We start from the raw sequence: 20462 nt of genomic DNA, 5'->3' as shown, positions 1-20462 counted from the left end.
TCGCATCGACGTCCTACACGCCATGCTCCGCAACGGCGCCTTCTACGACCCACCCACCCCCGCCGCCGCTTGACGGCAGAGATAGGGACACCCCCCTGCGCATCGAGCAGGAACAATCGTGACGACGGCCGGTCCCGCATCGAGCGAGCAACGAACGATGACATGGGACTCGACCGGCGACACGGCTCGGAATTGATGCGCTTTGTCGACCCCAGCAGCTTGTCTCGGAAAGCGCCCGGCTGCGGCGGGTGGACGAGATACTGAAGCTGACGCCTAGGGCTCATCCGGCAACGTCCTGGATCGACGACTTGCCCTGTCGCGCACGGCATGGTGGAGCTGACCCAGCAGCATGAAAGGGCTCGAGTATTGAGTCAAGCAGGTACGGAAGCACATCACCGCGTGGTCGACCAGAGTTCGCGGCTGCTCGACTACCTATCAGCGGTGGCGCGCGAGATCGGGCCCGCGCCGGTCCGGGACGTGCGCCAGCACGAGTTCACGTTGTGGCCGAAGGACGTCCCGAGCCATCGATCGGTTCTCCTAGGTCCGACGCAGGAGCGGCCCACATGGCTGCAGGTGCGACGGGTGCCAGCACCCGATCCGGTCGAGGTGCCTGACGCGCTCGATCCCTTCATCGATAGGGACTCGATTTGTGAGCCGAGTCAAGAACCCAGGGTCCGCTCGGACGCCATCGACGCTTGGGTCCGCAGCCAGGTGCCGGGCGACATACCTACCGACCAGCAGGACTTCGACCACGTCCAGGCCATTGCTGACGAGGTGCAGCAGCGCCGGGCAGACCTTCGTGAGGAGATTGACCAGGCCTTCTGCGAATGGCGCTCCACGACCTGGGCCGCCTGGGTCGAGTCGGTTACTCCGGACTTCGCTGCCAGGTCGCTCTACAGCAAGCTCTACGCACTCCACCTCCGTGCCGACTCCGAACAAGACCAGTACGAGGTGGTGTGGGGCCACGCTGTCATCTCATACCGCGGCGAGGGGGCTTCGGTTGTGGCTCCCCTGCTGACCACGCCAGTCGTGGTGGACATGGATACGAATGACGGAACGTTGCGCATCAGCCCAGAGCACACGGTCGAGCTTGAGCTCGATGCGCTGGAAGGCACGGGACTCGACGGGTTTGAAGACCTCGTCGGTCTTCGCTCCAAGACGCGCGAATATCCCCCAGACCCGTGGTCTGCCGGCGAGCTCGCGGAAGTTCGTCGCAAGCTGATCGCGCCGCTGGGGCTCGACGCGTTACTGACCGATTCCACGGACCCGGCTCCCGTGGGCAGCACGCCGATGCTCAACGACGGCTGGGTACTGATGATGCGCAAGCGTCCCTTGCGCCAAGAGCGCTTCTACGACGAGCTTGCCGGAAAGCTGCGAGAGACCGAGCGCGTACCGGACGCCCTCGCGTCCGTAGTGGCCGATAAGGACCTGGTAGACGACGCACTTCGCTCGATCGGGCACGACGTCGACGCCGACGACGGGACGGCCAGCAGGATACTGATGCCGCTCCCGACCAACGACGACCAGGAGAGGATCGCACGGCAGCTCGCGCACTCCCGCGGGGTGACAGTGCAGGGGCCTCCTGGCACCGGCAAGTCCCACACGATCGTCAACCTGCTGTCGCACCTGGTGGCACAGGGCAAGCGCGTGCTCGTTACGGCGCAGAACGATCAGGCGCTCCGGGTGCTGCGCGACAAGATCCCGGAGGAACTCCGCGACCTGTCGATCGCCGTCCTCGGGTCGACGCCCGCGGCGATGGAAGAGCTACGCAGCTCTGCCCAGTCGATGCAGGACTCGCTATCCGCGATCGAGCCCGTGCGGGAGGAAAGGCGGATCGCCGAGCTCGGCGAGATGATCGACCAGATCCGCGAGAACCTGAGGCGGACGGACCTCGCTCTCGTCGAGGCGCTGCGCAGTGAGCAGCGCGAATACCCGCTGCCGACCGGGCCCGCACGCGCCCCTCAGGTCGCCGAATGGATCAGCGAGCACCGCGACGTCGACGTCATCTCCGACCCCGTGCCGCCAGAATCTGTGGTCCCTCTGACGGCGGGAGAGTTGACCGAGCTTCGGGACCTGTCACGCTCGATCGAGGCCTCCGATGCCGAACAGGCGGTCCTCGACCTCCCTGTCGACTCGTGGCTGCCTACAGCTGCCGAGCTGCGTCAGACCTTCGAGCGAGTCGACGCCCTGCAGTCCGCCGTGGCGTCCCTGGAGTCCAGTGGGCTGCGCGTTGACGCCGTCGACCGCTTGAGTCGTGACGAGCTCGAGGCCATAGCCGAGATGGCGGCCCAGGAGGCCCGGGCGCTCGCGAGCCTGTCCGGTCCATGGGAACAGGACCTCGCTCGAGCCATCCGAAGTGCCAACCCCGCCGTCACGTTCACGCTAGAGCACAACCAGACTCTGCAGGCGAAGCTCGACGAGGCGCGGTCCATGACGTCGTGGGTGGCGGGTCAGGAGATTGAGGTCCCCGATGGGGCCCCAAACGTCCAGCTGCCGCTGCTGCGGCAATGGTCCGAGCGCCTCGCCGCCGGAAAGAAGATCCCCCTGTTTGGCGCACGCGACCTGAAGGCACTCAGCGACCAGGTCCGCATCGGAGGCTATCCGGTCACCTCGGCGCAACAGGTCGACCGGGTGGCGTGGGCGGTTCGTCTCCGCACGATCCAGGTCGAGATCCGCCGCCTGATGGCGAGCGCGTACGAACCGCTCGGGCTCCCTGTTCCAGACGGCGGATCGCGCTTCCGGTTCGAGGCGGAGCAGCTCGTCGCGCGTGTGACCGTCGTGCACCGGTGGTGGAGTCAGACGTACCCGTACCTCTCTGCACGCCTGATACCCCTGACGACGTTCACTGACCCTGCCGGCTCCGTCGAGTCTCTACGACGGGTCGCGGAGCTGATCTCCTCGGCGGCGGCACGACTGGACGAGCGCGAGCTCAGCGCCCAGGTGGCCGACCTCGAAGCCCGTCTGGCCGATCGACGTGCGCAAGACAACGCGTCGGGCCTCTGGGGGGACCTCGAGTCTGCTCTCCAGATGCGAGAGCTGGGGCGGTGGGAGCAGGCACAGATGGAGGCGGACCGCCTTGCGAAGTTTCGCCCCCGCCTGAGCCGCCGCACCGAGCTCGCCGGACGTATCGCCGATGCCGGTGCACCAGTCTGGGCTCATGCGATCCTCGGCTCCGGCGGCGACTCGACGGTGATCGACGACCCGCGGGACGCATCCACGGCGTGGACCCTGGCCGCCGCGCGGACCTGGCTCGCAGGGCTCCACGCCGAGTCCGACACAGCACGCCTGATGGAGCGTGCACATGAAGAAGCCACCGACCTCCGAATGCTCGTAGTCGACCTCGCCAGCAGGTCGGCAAGGGTCAGGCTTAAGCGGAATACCAGGGATCGGCAACGCCGCGCCCTGGAGACTTGGCTCACCGCCACCCGGAGAGCCGGCAAGGGCACGGGCAAGAACGCGCCACGCTACCTTGCTCAAGCTCGGACAGCCCTCCCCGAGGCCATGGGATCTGTCCCCGTGTGGATCATGCCGATCTATCGCGTGCTTGAGAACTTCGACCCCCGCGTGTCCGACCCGTTCGATGTGGTAATCGTCGATGAGTCCTCGCAGTGTGACCTACTGTCGCTCGGCGTCCTCGCACTGGGCGAGAAGTCCGTCGTCGTGGGCGACGACAAGCAAACCTCACCGCAGGCCGTCGGTGTGAGGACCGAGCGCATCTTCGACCTGCAGGGCCAGTTCATCGCTGACCTGCAGGGTAAGTCGCTGCTCACGATGGACGAGTCCCTGTACTCGGTCTCCGGTCGTGCGTTCCCATCCACGATCCTCCTGCGGGAGCATTTCCGCTGCGTGCCGGAGATCATCGCGTTCTCCAACCGGTACTACAACGGCAAGGTGCTCCCTCTGCGGGAAGTGACTGTCCCGGAGATCGGCGCTCCACTTCGGGCCGTGCATGTGTCCGACGGCGCCTCGGTCAGAGTCGGATCCACCGGGTCAACCGCCGCGAGGCGGAGGTGCTGGTGGAGCAGGTCGCCGAGTGCGTCGCTGATCCGCACTACGAGGGATTGACGTTCGGTGTAGTCACGATGATGAGCGGGCCACAGGCGCAGATCATCGAGAGCATGCTTGTGAAACGCCTGGGTCCCGAGGAGTACGAAAGGCGCCGACTGCGGGTGGGCAACCCGCCGGTATTTCAGGGCGACGAGCGCAACATCGTCTTCATCTCCGTCGTCGCCGACGACAACTCATACGCGGCGACGAGTGCCATGCACGAGCAGTGGGCAAACGTTGCAGCGTCCCGCGCCCAGGACCAACTGTGGGTCTTCTACACCGTCGACCCCTCGACGCTGAACCCACAGGACCAGCGACGGCAGCTCATCGAGTACGTCTGCGATTCTCGTGTTCGTGCGACTCACGACGACCTCTTCGATCTGACCGAGTCGAAGTTCGAGCGCGACGTGCTAGCCCAGATGCTCGATCGTGGCTACAGCGTCGAACCGCAACACCGCGTCGGCAGTTACCGCATCGACTTCGTCGTCACCGTGGCTGAGGGTGAACGACTGGCAGTCGAGTGCGACGGCGACTCATTCCACGGTCCCGACAAGTGGGATGAAGACGTACGACGCCAGCGTGTGCTTGAACGGCTTGGCTGGACGTTCTGGCGCGTGCGCGCGTCCGCCTACTACCTCGACCCGAACATGGCGATGCAGCCACTATGGGATCGACTTGAGGAGATGAAGAGGCGCGCGACGGAGAGTGAGGAACGCCGGCGTGCGAAGGATGAGAAGCTCGCCGCTGAGCGGCTCGCTCGCCTGGAACGCGAGGCCGAGGAGGCTGCGCGGGCAGCGTCCTCGATCACTCGGCACGACGACGAGCCGGACCCCACACCTGCGAGCGTGGAGAGCCCGGCGCGCGACGAGCCGATAGCAGCAACAGACATGGAGGCGTCCCCGCATCCATCGGGCCGTGACCCTGCGTGCGAATCCGGCTCCACGTTCGACGCCGTGCCGCCGGCCGTCATCCGCCGCTGGGCACGAGCAAACAACATCGCGGTCGGCAAGAGGGGCCGCCTCGCTCCAGAGCTCAAGCGGGCCTACGACGCCGCCCACGGGGAGGGCCGTGAAGCCCGGGAGACGCCCTCGTCACCGGCCACACCAAGCATTGCGCGGCGAACTCCGCCTTTGGTGTCGACCAAAGAGTCAACCCCATCACCCGCAGACGTGGATGAAGCTTGGCGCTCCGGCCAGCGCTACCAGTTGGACTACCAGGGCAAAGTGCGGCCTCGTGGTGGCGGCATCGATCTCGAGTCTGCCGTCGGCGAGAGCTCTGCCCGCGCAGTACTTGAGGCGATGAAACGCGCCCGGCCGCATGGCGGCGCGTTCAAGATCGACAGCTCAGGCATCCTTGTGACGTGCCGGGACAACGTTCCGGTGTTCGTGATGCGGGTGGCGCCCGAGAACTGGTTCCCTGGCCACCTTCGGTAGCCGCAGCAGAACTAAGCACCGACCCGGGGGCCTACGTTGAGAGTCTTGCCACTCGCATAGCGAGCCGCATAAAGGTCCTTGACACGTGACAACATGCCGCAGCCGAACCCCGCTTGACCGCCCCCGCACGAGACGGCCCGTGACCTTCGACTCCACGGAATGGTCGCCGTAGCGTCACCAGAAGGCGGCAGCGCTGGAGAGCGCAACACGGGAGCAAGCGCCACGGTGCCCTACGGGCCACCGGGCCCAGCCCTGAGTCCGCTGGCCGCCTGCACGGCACAGCCGTCGTATCGAGAGAAGGACCCGCGGTGACCACGTTCCGTCCCCCAGCCCGTCCGGCCCAGCGCCGCCGTCGTCTGCGCGGACCGGCCGCCTCCCTGGCGGCCGTGCTCGCCCTGGCCGCCTGCGGCGGGTCCGGGCAGTCCAGCGCCCGCGGCGGAGGCACCGACGACGGCGACGGTGGCGGCGGCGAGGTCACCGCCGCCGACCAGGTCCGCGCCTACGAGTCACTCGTGCGCCAGGGCGCGCCGTCATACAGAGCACGGAGGGCACGAGCGCCAACGCCACTGGGGACGAGGCCCGCCTGGCGAGCATGATCAAGCGGACGGCGCACGCGATCGTGCGGGACATGCACCGCGCGCCGTTCGGCTGAGGCACCTCTGCCGCGACCGCGGCACCGCCAACAATCAGCGCTCGACCGGCACACTCCCGCCGGCGTCGATGGAGTGGTGGATCGCGTCGAGGATGGCGGTGACGTGGCGCGAACTGGCCAAAGAGATCAGTGGTTCGGCTCCCGTGATCACGCAGTCGACCATGTGGGAGACCGCGGCGGCCAGCGCGCCGCTCTGCCTGCCGTGGATCGTCGGCATGATCGAAGTGCGCGGGTACTCGTAGCGGTCCGCGGTGGAGACCTCGAGCTGGTCCGCCTTCCGGTCCAGATGAATCACGCCGGCCGTCCCCACGACCTCGATGAAGGAGTCCGTCATGGTGGGGAACGTGTCGGGGTACGTCCAGCAGGATTCGAAGGTCGCGACACCCCCGCCGGCGAACCGCACCTGCGCCTGGACGGCGTCCGGAGTCTCGATCCCGCGACTGTGCAGGACGCCTCGCACCGCGGTCGCGTAGACCTCGACGGCCGGCTCCCCCATGTACCAGCAGACGAGGTCGATGTCATGGCTGGAGAGGAACCAGGCCGGCGTCGTACCCGGGGCCCAGCTGAGCATATGCGTGGGTACGAAGATCCGGTCATTCTTCCGGGCGTAGGCCATCCGCGGTGTGCCGAGACCGCCACGTGCGACCTCCTCGTGGGCGGCTGCATAGGACGGGATCCACCGGTGGTTGAAGCAGGTCATGGCGTTGACGCCACTGCGCTCCACCGCGGCGATGATCTTGTCCGCGTCCGCCAGGCTCGTCGCCAAGGGCTTCTCGACGAGGAAGGACTTGCCGGCTTCGGCGGCGGCGACCGCGATCTCGGTGTGGAGGTTGTCCGGGGTGGCGATGCACACCAGATCGACATCGTCACGGGACAGGAGATGGCGGTAGTCGTCGGTGGCCTCCTCGGCGCCGCACTGGTTCGCGAGTTCGCGCGCACCGTCCAGTGGGAGGCTTGCGACCCCGACCACTCGCGCCCTCGGGTCGGCGACGGCCGATGCGGCATGCGCCGTCCCCATGATCCCGGCACCGATGACGGCAACACCGACCGTCCGTCCGTCCGCGGTGACCGGCGCCCGGGTGTCCATCGATTCGTTCATCGCCGTCAGCCCCTCGCCACATCGACGGTCCGGCCTGAGATGGTTGAGGACTCGATCGCCGAGACCACCGCGACGGCCTTGCGGCCGTCGGCCGCGGTCACCGGCGGAGCCGATCCGGGCGAGGTAGCGAGGAAGGCGCGAATCTCGGCCTGAAGGTCCCCGGCCGGCACACCCTGTTGTGCCGGCCAGTGGTACGTGTCGAGATACGTCTGCCGTCCGAGCCCGGCCGTGGTGAGCGCGACCGCGTTGTGGGACAGATCGACTTCGACCATTCCGTCGCTGCCGATCACCTCGATGCCGGCGTGCAGGCCCGAAGGTCGCTGCGGCGGCAGCAGCCAGGACCACGAAACCTGGGCCGTCCGTCCGTTCTCGAACGTCAGCTCGCCTCGGACGAGGTCGCGGCTGTGACTGCGCACGCTGCTCGCCGTCGCGCGGACGGACGTGATCTCCAATCCAGTGACATGTCGCACGAGGTCGACGTCGTGGATCCCGAGGAACCAGTCGACCGACGTCCGCGGGGCGATCCGGTCCCCGACCGCCGTCGAGTTGTTCCGCCAGCACCGCACGGCCCAGACCTCGCCGACGTCGCCGCGTTCGAGGGCCGCGCGAGCCATCGCCACCCGCGGGTCGAAGCGCAGGAGGTGGCCCACCATCAAGGCGTCCGGGCTGGGGCAGGCGGCGATCAGCTCGTCCGCCTCCTCGAGGCTCGTCGCCAGCGGCTTCTCGACGAGGACCCGCACGCCCCGCGCGAAGGCCGGAAGGAGGATGTCACGCCTGATGTCGTCCGGAGTGCAGACGCTCAGGGCGTCGACCGCGTCGAGCACATCGCCGACGTCGCCATGCACCGGCACCCGGAACCTGGCGCTGAGCTCTGCGTGCGCGGAGCGGTCCGGCTCGACGATGGCGACCAGATCCACTCCCGGTTCGGCCTGATAGATCTCCGCGTGCAACCGACCCATCAAGCCGGCTCCGACCACAGCGACACGAACGGGCATAGGGCATCTCCTTCACAACAGGCCGACAAGCTTGACGACGAACACCAGGGCCACCCAGATGCACAGGGCGACGAGAATGCGCAAGGAAAGCTGTCTGAGGGACATCCGGGCCTCAACCGATCAGGCTGCCGACGGAGTCGACGACGACGTATACCGCGAACGCGCCGTAGAACAGCGCGGCGAGGATCATCATGGCGAGCCGAAACCCGCCGATCCGGATGGTCCTGGGCAGTGCCTTGCGATTGAGTTTGATGATCAGGGCCGAGGAGAAGAAGATCACCAGACCTCCCACCAGACCACTGAAACTCAGCAGAAGGACCGGCGCGGTCAGCCCGGCGGCCAGAATTCCGACGCCGAACAGCACCTGGAGCCAGATCGCGGTGAGGTAGATCTTGCTCTCGGACCAGAACGTGCTCTCGCGGAGCGGGCCGACCTTGAACGAGTCACCGACCACCCGCGCAGCGATGTCCAGGTTCCCGACCGCCGTCGAGAACAGAATGCAGAAGCCCGCTACCCAGAACAACGTCCCGAACCATGGAGCGACAGCGTCCTGGAATGCCTGGCCCTCGGCCAGGAGGAACGCAAGATCCCCTTCCGGGACGTCCTGGCCGAAGACCGTCGAGTACGCCAGGACGGACAGGACAACGATCGAGAGGGTTCCGAGGACGAGAAAGAGCCAGAACTGTTCTCGCTTGGCCAACTTCCACCACCGGTTCCAGCGAGTCAGATTCGCCTCGTCCTGCGGGAAGAAGTGCCCGAGCGAGGGCGCGGAGGTCTCGGCACCGGTGATCGGTGAGACGACCCGCGGGATGTGCGCACCCATCCCCCAGTTCTTGTCCCTGATCCAGTTGCTGACCGTGAGATTGCCGAGGCCGCCGGAACCCGCGTACACCACGGCGCCGAACAGCACGAGCACATCCACCTCTGCCGGGATATGCCCGAACGAGACGAGGCCTCGGGTCGCTTCGCCCCAGTCGGCGAGCGTCGTCGCCATCACGACGGCGACGGCGAGAAAGGCCAAGGTGATGCCGACGACGACGAACTGGAACTTCTCCAAGGTCTGATAAATCACCGGCGAGATGCTGAACGCGATCCCGATCGCAAGCAGACCCAGAATCGTCAGGATGACGGGGTCGCCCCAGCCCGTGGCGTACGTGAGCACCGTCATCGCGCTGGTCGCGATGCCGGGGAACAGGAACCCGACGATCGGAAGTGTCGCGAACAGGATCCCCCAGGGCTTCCACAACCGGGCAAAGCCGGTGATCGCGGTTTCCCCGGTGGCCAACGTGTACCGCTGAACCTCGGTGTTCAAGAAGTACTGGAGGAAGACGCCGAGGAATGCCGCCCACAACAGGGCCAGTCCGATGTCGGATGCGAGCAGGGGCCAGAAGACGAACTCGCCGGAGCCGACCGCGCCGGCGAGAAGCACGAGACCGGGTCCCATGATCTTCCAGAACGATGGGGCTTCCGGCATATCCCGGTACGTCACCGCCGGGAGCTGATGGCTGGGAATCTCGCTCGCCACCACCTCGGATGGAGACGAATTGCTGCGCTCTGACATGGGCCCTCATTCCTTGCTTCGTCATCGAATGCTCGGAGTGGGCGTCACATTGACGTGCAACCGTTTGCACGTCAATGGGCGGCGGTCGTGCCCCGCGGGACAGGTCAGGCCAGGTGTGGGCTCGCCGCCACCCCGCTCTCGGGTCCGGCGCGATGCCACGCACCAGCTCGCGCCTCCTCGGCGAAGTGACAGGCAGTCAGATGGCGTGGTGCGTCCGCGACGGTCGGCTCGAGCAACGGGGCCTCGGCCGCGCACCGATCCTCCGCCAGCGGGCAACGGGTGCGGAATCGGCAACCGGAGGGCGGGTCGATCGGTGAGGGCAGCTCCCCCGTCTCCGGCAGTCGCTCCTTCCGCCCCGACTCCCACGGGAACAGGTCCGGCACGGATTCCAGCAACATCTGCGTGTACGGGTGCGTCGGCTGCGCGAACACCTCCTCGGTGTAGCCGGTCTCGACGATCCTGCCGAGGTACATCACGGCCACTCGGTCGCACAGGTGCCGGACCACGGACAGGTCGTGCGAGATGAACAAGATGCCCAGGCCCAGGCGCCGCCGCAGGTCGTCGAGCAGATTGAGCACCTGAGCCTGCACCGAGACGTCCAGCGCCGAGACGGCCTCATCGGCGATGAGCAGGCGCGGTTCCACGCTGAGGGCGCGGGCGATCGAGATGCGTTGCAGTTGGCCGCCGGAGAACGCGCGCGGCTTGCGCCGGGCGTGCTGCGAACTGAGCCCCACCATCTCGAGCAGCTCGTCCACCCGGCGGTCCCAGTCGTTCGGCTCGACGATGCCGGGGTGCGCGCGCCAGCCCTCACACAGCAGGTCGCGCACGGTCATGTCCGGGTTCAGCGACGAGTACGGGTCCTGGAAGATGAGCTGCACGTTCCGGCGCGCCTCCCGCCGCTGCCGCGACGGCAACGAGCCGAGGTCCTGACCGCACACCTCGACCGACCCGCTCGTCACGGGCTCGAGGCCGACGATCGCCCTGGCCATCGTCGACTTCCCGCACCCGGACTCCCCCACGAGGCCCACGGCCTCGCCCGGCCCCACGTCGAGGCTCACACCAGCCACCGCCTCGACCTGCTGCCGCCCTCGGCGCAGCAGCCTGCCTCGGAGCTTGAACGTGCAGGTGACGTCAGTCGCGCGGAGCACGGAGTCGGTCGTCGTGGTCACCAGCGAACACCTCCTTCGCGTAGTGGCATGCGGCGGCACGGCCCTCGGCCACCGGGGTCATCGCCGGTGTCTCCGCCCGGCACCGCTCGGTGGCCAAGGGGCACCGGGGGTGGAACGGGCATCCGGTCACCGCGTCGGAGAGGTTGGGCGGACTGCCGGGAATCGGCTGCAGGTCCTGCTGCTCGCCGGTGACCCGCGGCACCGACTCCAGCAGGCCCACCGTGTAGGGATGGGCGGGCCGTTCGTAGATGGACCGGATCGGCCCGCGCTCCATGACCTGGCCCGCGTAGAGGATGTACACCCGCTTGGCGTAGGAGGCGACCACGCCCAGATCGTGGGTGATGAGCAGTGTCCCGGCTCCGGTCTGCTTCGCCAGGTCTTCCAGCAGCGCCATCACATGGGCCTGGACGGTGACATCCAGCGCCGTCGTCGGCTCATCCGCGATCACCAGACTCGGTCCGAGCGCCAGTGCCATCGCGATGACCACGCGTTGGCGCATGCCACCCGAGAGCTGCTGCGGGTACTGCTTCGCCCGCCGCTCCGGATCAGGGATCTTCACCATGCGCAGCAGGTCGACAGCCCGCCGCCACGCCTCACGGCGGCTCGCCTTCTGGTGGACGGTGAACAGCTCGGCCAGTTGCCTGCCCACGGTGAGCACCGGGTTGAGGGCTGTCAGCGGGTCCTGGAACACCATCGACATCTGCCGGCCCCGGATGGTGGCGAGCTCAGCATCCGAGCCGATCTCGAGCGGCCGCCCGAGGAACTGGACGCTGCCGTCGGTCACCTCGCCCGCGTCGGGCAGCAGGCCCATGAGCGCGAACCCGATCGTGCTCTTGCCGCTGCCGGACTCACCGACGAGCGCCACCGTCTCGCCGCGGCCGACGTGGAAGGAGACCTCACGCACCGCGCCCAAGACCTCCTCGCCGCTGCGGTAGGCCACCGACAGGTGGTCCACCGCGAGCGCGGCTCGTTCCTCCTGGCCCACGGCCCCCTCCTTCGGTGATGTCACGGCCGCGGCGCTCATGACGACCGAGACACCGGGACGAAGTTCGGCTGGTTGTTCGGTGCGGGTTCCAACCCTTCGACCCCCTCGCGCACGCCGTAGGTGGCCAGCACCTGCAGCGGGAAGATGCCGACTGCGTCGTCCCAGATGATCTGGCAGGCCTGGGCGTACAGGTCGGCCCGCTGGTCCTGGTCGGTGATGCTGCGCGCGTTGCCCAGGATCTCGTCGAGATCCGGGTTCGAGTAGCCCATCCGGTTGGCCTCGGTGGTGTACAGCCGCCCGAGTGTGTAGTCGGCGTCGCCGGTGGCGTTGGCCGCGTTCTGCAGGTCCATGTCCCAGTCCAGCGCGAGGAGCCGGTCGAGCCACTCGGCTTGCTCCAGTTCTTGCAGCTCCACGTCCACGCCGATCTCCTGCCAGTACGAGGCGAACGACTCCGCCAGCGGCCGGATCTGCGGGGCCACTCCTTGCGCCCACATGACGTGCGTCGAGAAGCCGTCCGGGTGCCCGGCCTCGGCGAGCAGCTGGCGCGCCTGATCCGGGTCGTAGGGATACGGCTCCTGCTCGCTGTAGCCGAACACCGCGGACGGGATCGGGGCCGTGGCCACCTCCGCCGTCTCTCCGAAGAGATCGGTGACCACCTGCTCGACGTCGATCGCCATCCACATCGCTCGGCGGACGCGGACGTCGTCGAACGGTTCTCGGCTGGCGTTGAACCAGTTGAAGTAGTTGATGAAGCTCGGCGCCGAGACGATCTCGAGTCCGGGCTCGTCGAGCTGGGCGATCTGGTCCGGCGGGACGGACCAGGTCACGTCCACCTCGCCGGTGCGCAGCGCCGTCAGCCGTGTGGAGTTTTCCGGGATGTAGGGCAGCTCGAGCCGCGGCGACTCGGGCGCCCCCGCCCAGTAGTCCTCGACCGCATTGAGGTGGAGGTGGTCGGAGGCGGTGAAGGAGTCCACCTCGTACGGGCCGCTGCCCGCCGGTGACGTCGCGAAGAAGCTCTCGTCACCGACGGCGTCGGCCGGGACGATCGAGACCAGCGAGAGGTTCGACAGCATGGTCCCGAGGGGCGAGCTCGTGGTGATGGTGACGGTGCGCTCGTCGGTCGCGTCGACGGCGTCGAGCGCGCCCCACAGGGCGGCCTGGGGCGTCGATCCGCCGGCAATGTTCTCGATGCAGGCCTTGACGTCCTCGGCGGTGACGGGGCTGCCGTCGCGGAACGAGACGTCCCCGAGCGTGAAGATCCAGGTGTTCTCGTCGGGCTGATCCCACTCGGTGGCGAGGTGCGGTTCGAACCCGTCGTCGGTTCTGACCACGAGTGAGTCGAAGATCAGGGCCGCGGCCATCAGTGTCGCCTGCTCGACGTTGGCCGAGCCGAACGGGTTCAGATCGAGAATCGGCCGGTCGAAGGCGGCACGCAACGGCGCTGTCTCCCCGCCGCCCGTGTCACCGTTGCCGGACTGCATCCCGCACGAGCTGAGCACGAAGGCTCCCGCCCCTGCGCCGGCCAGCCCGAGAAAGGCCCGGCGGTCCAACGGCCTTGTGAGCGTGTTGTTCCTGGTCTGGGTGGACATCCAACTCTCCTTCGAGCGAGTGATTCGGTTCGGGGTGGGAGATGCGACGGCGCACCTCTCACATGGCTTGGTTCTTGTCCGCACGCTTGCTGTCGGTCGCCATGCCGGTGGCCACGACGAGGCACACCAGCGCGATGCCGGGGAAGGCGGCGATCCACCACGCGGACGAGAGATAGTCACGGCCGTTGGCGATGACCGAGCCCCAGGACGCCTGGTCCAGCGGGACGCCGAGGCCGAGGAAGCTGAGCGAGGCCTCCGCGATGATCATCAGACCGATCTGCACCGTGGCGGCCACGGCGAGCGGGCCCAGGACCCGCGGCACGATGTAGCGCACGATGATCCAGAAGGTGCTCACCCCCAGGACCCGGGCGCCCTCCACCGCCTCGCTCTTGCTCGCCACCAGGGTCGAGGCCCGCACGACTCGGGCGAAGATGACCCAGCGTGTGATGGCGAGCGTGACGATGACATTGGTGACCGACGGGCCGAGGACGCCCGCGATGAGGATGGCGAGCAGAATGCTGGGAAAGGCCAGCTGAATGTCGCCAAGCCGCATGATCAGTGCCTCGCCCCACTTGCCGAAGTAGCCGGCGATGAGGCCGAGGACGAGGCCGAGAGCACCGGCGACCAGGACGGTCGTGGCGGCGATGAGCATGGAGATCCGTGATCCGGAGATCACCTGGGCGAGGATGGACCGCCCGACCTGGTCGGTACCCAGCCAGCTGATGGATCCGTCACTCAGGGTGGAGCCCGGTGCCAGGAGCCGGTCCGTCGTACTCGTCGCACCGGCGTGGTACGGCACCACGAGGGGGCCGACGAGTGCCACGAGCACGTAGAGCGCGATCACCGCGCGGGCCACGAACCGTGCGTCGACGGAGAAGGTGATGGTGCGACGTCGCGCGGAGGGAAGTGCAACGGTTGCCATGGCTGGTTCCTCACCCGTTCCCGAAGCGGACCCTCGGGTCCAGATAGCTGTAGAGGAGGTCGACCGCGAGGTTCATCGCGACGTACAGCGCCGTGATCACCAGGACGGCCGCCTGGACCACCGAGTAGTCGCGGTAGGTGATCGCCTCGATCATGAGCCGGCCGACTCCCGGCCAGGCGAAGACCTGCTCGACGATCACCGCACTGCCGATGAAGACACCGAGCAGCAGGCCGATCACGGTGATGACCGGGATCAGCGTGTTCCGCACGACATGCCCGTAGAAGATGCGCTGCGGTGGGAGTCCGTTCGCCCTGGCGGTGCGCACGTAGTGACGGTCCAGTTCCTCCATGACCGAGTTGCGCACCGATCTGGTCAGCCACCCGATGTACGGCAGCGCCAGGGCGATCGCCGGCATGATCAGGCTCTGCGGGGTGGTGAATCCTGAGGATGGCAGCAGCCCGAGCGTCGCCGAGAAGGTGATCACCAGCATGATCCCCACCCAGAACTGCGGCATGCCCTGGAAGGCGAGCGACAGGGTCGAGACGGCTCGCCCGACGGCGCTCTTCGGGCGGCGTGCCGCCATGACCCCCAGCGGAAATCCCACGGCGATGGTGACGATCATGGCGCTGAAGGCCAGCGTCATCGTCGCGGGAAGCCGTCCGAGGGCCGCTGCCATGGCCGGGATGTGCAGGCGGTTGGAGTCGCCGAAGTCCAGCCGGACCGCATCGGCGAGGTAGGTCAGGTACTGGACCAGGAGCGGATCGTCGTAACCGAGCTCGGCGTTCAGCGCGGCGACCTGGTCCGCAGTGGCCGACGGCCCGAGCAGCAAGGCAGCCGGCTCCCCCGGAACCAACCTGACGACGATGAACACGATCGTCAGGGCGCCCCACAGCACGAGGACGGCTTGGCCGATCCGCCTGATGACGAGCGCCCCCATGGTCAGCCGACCGTTTCCGGGACCATCTCTGGTCCCAGGTAGGCACCGTCCTCGAGCAGCTGGTGCTGGAGGGTCGCGACATCCACCGAGCGCGGCTGGACGCCGGCTGCCACGGCAAGGGCGGCAGCGGTTCCTGCAGCCTGGCCCATGGCGAACGAGGGCGGCATGACCCGGATGGCGGCCAGCGCCTCGTGCGAGGCCGAGACACATCGTCCGGCGACCAGGACGCCGTCGAGGTCGCGCGGGACGAGCATCCGGTACGGCATCTCGTAGACGTTGGCCGTCTCGTCGTCCTCGAGGCGCCCGCCCTCGTCGACCGGAGAGTGGATGTCGACCGGGTAACCGCAGGTGCCGATGACGTCCTCGAAGTGCCGTCCCGTCTCGAGGTCCTTGAGAGTCAGCGTGTAGTCGCCGACGATGCGGCGAGTCTCACGGACCCCGATGGTCGATGCGGTGTCGAGCAACGTCGCGTCCGAGAATCCCGGGATGCGGCGGCGCAGGAAGTCCACGAGTTGCTGGACCTGCTCCCGCCCTTCGATCTCCGCCTTGGTCAGGTCCGCGACGTCGACACCGCTCACCCCGAGGATGCGGGTGGTGTTGATGCGCCACACCCCCGGCCGCAGCGTCTTGTACAGACCGATGCCCTTGCGGGGGATGGTGAACTCCCCGCTCTGACGGGCCTTCTCGACGATCGAGGCGAAGGGCCGGAACTCCTGCGCCTCGGTCACGTACTTGTCGACAGCCGCGTCATCCACGCCGGCGATCCGGAAGAAGAGGGTCATGGGCTGTGCGAGGCCGTCCTCGTTCCGGCCGTACACGGTCTCGCCACCGGCGCCGGCGACCACGTCGGCGTCGGCCGAGCAGTCGATCACCACGGAGGCGTCGATCGCCTCGATCCCGGACTTGCTGGCCACGAACAACCCGGTGACCCGTTCGCCCTCGGTCCGCGGGGCGATCACGCTGGTGTGGAACAGGATCTCGACGCCGGCCTCACGGAGCATGTCCAGGCCGGTGAGCTTGACCGCCTCGGGTTCGAACGGGGTGACCTTGTCATGGCCATAGGTGATGTAGCCGCAGTACGGGCTGTTGGCCGGGACCTTGGACGGGTGAATGGCCTGCCCCTGCTCCTCCATGCGCAGGACGAGCTCCTCGAACACTCCCTTGATGAGCTGGGTGGAGCCGTCCAGGCTGTACGAGGTCATGCACGGACCGACCAGCCCTGCCGTCAGATTTCCGCCGACGTAGCCGAACCGTTCGATCACCAGCGTCCGGGCGCCGCGCCGTGCTGCGCTGATCGCAGCTGAGAGGCCGGAGGGCCCGCTGCCGACGACGGCGACGTCGACGCTCGTCCGGACGGGCGCGTCGACGTGGAGCGTTGCTGTGGGATTCACGTGTCTCCTTCCGAGACGGGAAGGACGTTCCTTCCCGTGGCGTGCTGGGCGGCTGTGCCTGACCGTCAGGTCGGCCGGTCGCCTCTCGACCGGCGGGGTGCTTGGGCGATCGTGCGTCCGGGACGGGGCGCGCAGGGCAGGACGACGTTCTTCGGCCCGGCGCTCTTGTCGGTGATGAGCTCGACGAGTACGCGCACGGCTTCGGTCCCGATGTCGCCGTAGGGCATGCCGAAACCCGACCAGGAATGCTTGCGCACGCGCGGGATGGCCATGTCTCCCAGGACGGCGACGGACAGGTCGTCGGGCACGTCGAGTCCGAGCTTCCTGATCGCTCTGAAGACTCGAGCCCCGTCCTCCGGGGTTTCGATGACCACGGCCGTCGCACCGGCGTCGACCGCCTCGCGGATGAGGCCAGAGAGTTCAGCGTCCGGGTCCGGGCGGGCGGCGGTGGTCTCGAGCCCGTGGTCGCGGACGGCCCGTTCCCAGCCGGCGAACCGGTCGAGGTTCGGCTCTTCAGGATGACTGACACCGATGTACAGCGCTCGCCGGTGGTTCAGCTCCGCAAGACGAGTGACGACGTCGTAGGTGGCACGTTCGTAGTCGGCCGTCACCCACGAGATCTCTGCGCCGCTGATCTCACGGCGGCCGATGTAGACGAACGGATACCCCTCGTGGGCGAGGCGGGCGACCTCGTCGCGGTCCTCCCCGCGACCGAGGAGGATGCTTCCGTCGGCGATGCCGAGCTGATTGACGCCGTCCGCGTAGATACTTCGCGCGCGGCCCACGCCGCCTCCGGCACTGGTGAAGAGCAGCAGGTTCTGCTGCAGGCGCTCCGCCTCGGCCTCGATGCCCAGCAGGAACGGGTAGTACTGGTCCAGCCCGGCGATCGGGAAGGTCGGCTCGTAGGTGAAGACCCCGAGGATGCGGTTCTTCCCGCCCGCGAGCCGCCGAGCCGCAGGGTTGGCGCTGTAGCCGAGCGAGCCGCTCAGCGCCAGAATGCGCTGCCGGGTCTCCTCCGAGATACGTGCCGCCGTGCGGCCGGAGAGCACCATCGAGACCGTCGCCTGGGACACGCCGGCGGCACGCGCGATATCCGCTTGCCGTGTCCGCGAGGGACCGTGCCGGTCCTTGCTCTGCACCGTTGCTCCTTGCTGGGCCTCAGCACCCGTCAGCTGCATTGCTTATGCCCATAAGCATGGACGCCTTGGTCGTCGCTGTCAATACGCATAAGCAGAGTCTCGGACGCATCGAACTCCGCACGCCGTGCGGACGTTTCGCCCAGATCAGGGAGGACCTTCGGCCCTGCCCCACCCGGTCAGCGCGGCGGACGATGAGAGCACGAAACGAGCCGAGGAGCCCACCATGCAGATCCCCCAGAAGGTCTTCGTCGTCACCGGAGCCGGAAACGGCATCGGGCGCGAGGTGGTGCTCACGTTGCTCGCGCGCGGTGCCCGAGTCGCCGGCGTCGACGTCAGCGAGGCCGGACTGGCCGAGACCGCCCGCCTCGCCGCAGCCGGTACGCGGCTGTCGACCCACGCCGTCGATCTGGCCGACCGCGCCGCGGTCGACGCACTGCCCGACGCCGTCCTCGCCGCCCACGGCCAGGTCGACGCCCTGCTCAACGTCGCCGGCATCATCCAGCCGTTCGTGCGCGTCGCCGACCTGACCCACGAGCAGATCGAGAAGGTCATGGCCGTCAACTTCTGGGGCGTGGTCAACCCCGTCAAGGCGTTCCTGCCGCACTTGCTCGCCCGACCCGAGGCAGCCCTGGTCAACGTCAGCAGCATGGGAGCGCTCGCCCCGGTCCCGGGCCAGTCCGCCTACGGGGCCTCCAAGGCGGCCGTCAAGCTCTTCACCGAGGGCCTCTACGCCGAGCTCAAGGACACCCCGGTACGGGTGACCGTCGTCTTCCCGGGCGCCGTGGCCACCGGCATCGCCACGAACTCCGGCGTCGACATCGCCGGCCACGACCAACCGGCCGAGAAGGCCACGCCCAAGATGACACCCGCACCGCTCGCCGCCCGGCAGATCATCGAGGCCGTCGAGACCGGCACCTACCGCGTCACCATCGGCAGCGACGCCCGGCTGCTCGACCTGCTCTCCCGCCTCGCCCCGAGGCGCGCCACCGAGATGATCGCCGGCAAGATGAAGTCACTGCTCAGCGAGCCGGCGCGGCACTCCGCGGCGGCGTGAGGTTCGACGCGCCGGCAATCGCAGACGAGGGACGAGGGTGGTCGCCGTCCCGGCGGGCGCGGGCCGGGCACGGGCACGGCTGCCAGCCGGGCCGGACGCCCGCACCGCGTTGCTAGGCGGTCTCGAACTCCGTGACCGCCGTGCTGGCACCGCGCAACGGCGCGATCTGCTCGACCTCGGCCTGCACGCGCTGTTGATCTCGATCGGACAGCGCCTCGAAAGTCGCGACTGTGATGCTCAGCCTGCGGCCGTTCTTACGCGGACGCCAGATGCCAACGATCGCGCCATCGATCATGACCGTGCCCGGGTCTCCGACCTTCTTCCACACCTCCCGGTGATACGCCGGCGGCACGATCGTCTCGCGGTCCCGTAGCTGGGTGTAGGGGTCGCGGGGCGGCAGCAGGCGGACCCCGCGCACCGCCGGAGGCGAGCGCAATGCGTCGAGGTCCTCGGTGAGCACCCACGCCGCTCGCCTGAACTCGACCTCGGTCACCTCGTCCTCGATCAGACTCCACCAATGGTCCGCGTCCTGGGTGCGCACGCCCAGCCACGCGGCGAAGTCCGCTCTGGTCGACGGGCCGTAACACCGCAGGTAACGGCGCAGCAACTCCGCCCGGGCGGTGCGCGGGTCGGTCTCCGGGATCGGCTGATCCAGCCACTCCTCGACCAGCACGAAGGGAGCTTTGTTCCCCACGCGCGGCGCGAAACACACCACTCCTCGCAACGTCAGGATGCGCACGCAGAAGTGCACGACGGCCTCGCCGATCGGTTGACCGGCGGCGTGCGGGCCCTCCTCCTCCCAGACTGTCCGCTGCTCGGACGGGAGCCTGCCGGCGATCCGCTGGGCGAGCTCCGCGCCGAGCTCGTCGATGGCCAGTCGTCGCCCGGTCAGGACCTCCCCGATCTCCGCCTCGGTCAAGTCGACCGCCTCGGTCAGGGTGAGACCGACCTTGTCCACGGTCGGCCCGGCGCCGAGGATGAACTGGCGCATCACCTCCTCCGTCGGCGGGAGCACGCCGGTGGTGAAGACCGGTGCGTCGGTGGTCGGGATGTAGAACGGCGCGCCGCGCATGCACCAGCTCTGCAGCAGGCTCTTGTCGCCGACGGCGTTCTCGAGCCGATCTGCCGTCATCCCCTGCACGCGGGCATGCAGCGCCAGCCGTGCCGACCCGGGTGGGCTGTTCTGCACGCCGCACGCACCGGTCGCCTCGAGCAGGCCGTCCTCGTCCTGGCGATTATCGAGGTGCTGAGCACGGAGGCGGAACGCGATGACGTCGTCGTTGGGCACCGTCACGGCCATTGAGAGCAGCGTATCGAAGGCCCTGGCCGCTCACGCCTGACGGCTGTTCCATTCCTGCTTGACGACTCGCTCCAGTTGGCCGGCGGCACCGCGGCGGGCGTGCCTGGCGCGCCATCCCCGACGTTGCGGGTCTGTCGATGCCGTCACGATCCGTCTCACAGGTGCCGGCAAGAAATCCATTGCACCACC

Annotated in this window: 15 protein-coding genes; 4 read left to right on the top strand and 11 right to left on the bottom strand. The window is 68.0% G+C overall.

Features of this window, described 5'->3' with window-relative positions:
* Positions 1-399 precede the first annotated feature (399 nt).
* The 3 genes from ACFSE6_RS11615 (at position 400) to ACFSE6_RS11605 (ending at position 6076) form a co-directional block, all read left to right on the top strand.
* Entirely contained in the window at positions 400-4065 is a 3666-nt protein-coding gene (locus ACFSE6_RS11615; RefSeq protein WP_388006874.1) for an AAA domain-containing protein, read from the top strand.
* Positions 4017-5480, top strand: a complete 1464-nt coding sequence (locus tag ACFSE6_RS11610) for an Lsr2 family DNA-binding protein (RefSeq protein ID WP_388006871.1) — start codon at positions 4017-4019, stop codon at positions 5478-5480. The genes ACFSE6_RS11615 and ACFSE6_RS11610 overlap by 49 nt, the downstream gene beginning before the upstream one ends.
* A gap of 308 nt (positions 5481-5788) precedes the next feature.
* The gene (locus tag ACFSE6_RS11605) at positions 5789-6076 is read left to right on the top strand and encodes a hypothetical protein (RefSeq protein WP_388006868.1); all 288 of its coding nucleotides are present in this window, start codon (positions 5789-5791) and stop codon (positions 6074-6076) included.
* Between the two features lie 90 nt (positions 6077-6166).
* Here ACFSE6_RS11605 and ACFSE6_RS11600 read toward each other — a convergent pair whose 3' ends face one another.
* The 10 genes from ACFSE6_RS11600 to ACFSE6_RS11555 form a co-directional block, all read right to left on the bottom strand.
* Positions 6167-7231 carry a Gfo/Idh/MocA family protein gene (locus ACFSE6_RS11600; protein ID WP_388006865.1) on the bottom strand — a complete coding sequence of 355 codons (1065 nt, stop codon included), beginning with the start codon at positions 7229-7231 and terminating at the stop codon, positions 6167-6169.
* A 5-nt stretch (positions 7232-7236) separates the two neighbouring features.
* Positions 7237-8226: a Gfo/Idh/MocA family protein gene (locus ACFSE6_RS11595; RefSeq protein ID WP_388006861.1), complete on the bottom strand. Its 990-nt coding sequence runs from the start codon at positions 8224-8226 to the stop codon at positions 7237-7239.
* A 112-nt stretch (positions 8227-8338) separates the two neighbouring features.
* Positions 8339-9787: an Nramp family divalent metal transporter gene (locus ACFSE6_RS11590; protein WP_388006858.1), complete on the bottom strand. Its 1449-nt coding sequence runs from the start codon at positions 9785-9787 to the stop codon at positions 8339-8341.
* A 104-nt stretch (positions 9788-9891) separates the two neighbouring features.
* A complete protein-coding gene (locus tag ACFSE6_RS11585) occupies positions 9892-10956 on the bottom strand; it encodes an ABC transporter ATP-binding protein (RefSeq protein ID WP_388006855.1) in 1065 nt (354 codons plus the stop codon).
* Positions 10919-11941 carry an ABC transporter ATP-binding protein gene (locus ACFSE6_RS11580; RefSeq protein WP_388006852.1) on the bottom strand — a complete coding sequence of 341 codons (1023 nt, stop codon included), beginning with the start codon at positions 11939-11941 and terminating at the stop codon, positions 10919-10921. Before ACFSE6_RS11580 ends, ACFSE6_RS11585 begins: the two co-directional genes overlap by 38 nt.
* A 35-nt stretch (positions 11942-11976) precedes the next feature.
* Complete coding sequence (locus ACFSE6_RS11575) at positions 11977-13530, bottom strand: ABC transporter substrate-binding protein (protein WP_388006849.1); 1554 nt, start codon at positions 13528-13530, stop codon at positions 11977-11979.
* Between the two features lie 58 nt (positions 13531-13588).
* A complete protein-coding gene (locus ACFSE6_RS11570; RefSeq protein ID WP_388006846.1) occupies positions 13589-14452 on the bottom strand; it encodes an ABC transporter permease in 864 nt (287 codons plus the stop codon).
* Positions 14453-14462: 10 nt separating this feature from the next.
* Complete coding sequence (locus tag ACFSE6_RS11565; protein WP_388006843.1) at positions 14463-15389, bottom strand: ABC transporter permease; 927 nt, start codon at positions 15387-15389, stop codon at positions 14463-14465.
* Positions 15390-15391: 2 nt separating this feature from the next.
* A complete protein-coding gene (locus tag ACFSE6_RS11560) occupies positions 15392-16780 on the bottom strand; it encodes an FAD-dependent oxidoreductase (RefSeq protein WP_388006840.1) in 1389 nt (462 codons plus the stop codon).
* A 65-nt stretch (positions 16781-16845) separates the two neighbouring features.
* Positions 16846-17919, bottom strand: a complete 1074-nt coding sequence (locus tag ACFSE6_RS11555) for a LacI family DNA-binding transcriptional regulator (RefSeq protein WP_388006837.1) — start codon at positions 17917-17919, stop codon at positions 16846-16848.
* A 223-nt stretch (positions 17920-18142) separates the two neighbouring features.
* Between ACFSE6_RS11555 and ACFSE6_RS11550 the strand changes: the two genes are divergently transcribed.
* Complete coding sequence (locus tag ACFSE6_RS11550; protein ID WP_388006834.1) at positions 18143-18973, top strand: SDR family NAD(P)-dependent oxidoreductase; 831 nt, start codon at positions 18143-18145, stop codon at positions 18971-18973.
* A 112-nt stretch (positions 18974-19085) separates the two neighbouring features.
* Here the strand turns inward: ACFSE6_RS11550 and ACFSE6_RS11545 are convergent, their stop codons facing one another.
* A complete protein-coding gene (locus tag ACFSE6_RS11545) occupies positions 19086-20273 on the bottom strand; it encodes a winged helix DNA-binding domain-containing protein (protein WP_388006831.1) in 1188 nt (395 codons plus the stop codon).
* Between the last annotated feature and the right edge of the window lie 189 nt (positions 20274-20462).

Source organism: Georgenia deserti (assembly GCF_042680605.1).
Taxonomy (GTDB): Bacteria; Actinomycetota; Actinomycetes; order Actinomycetales; family Actinomycetaceae; genus Allobogoriella; species Allobogoriella deserti.
The sequence above is the reverse complement of the archived record's forward strand: the minus strand, read 5'-3'. Positions and strand labels throughout refer to the sequence as shown.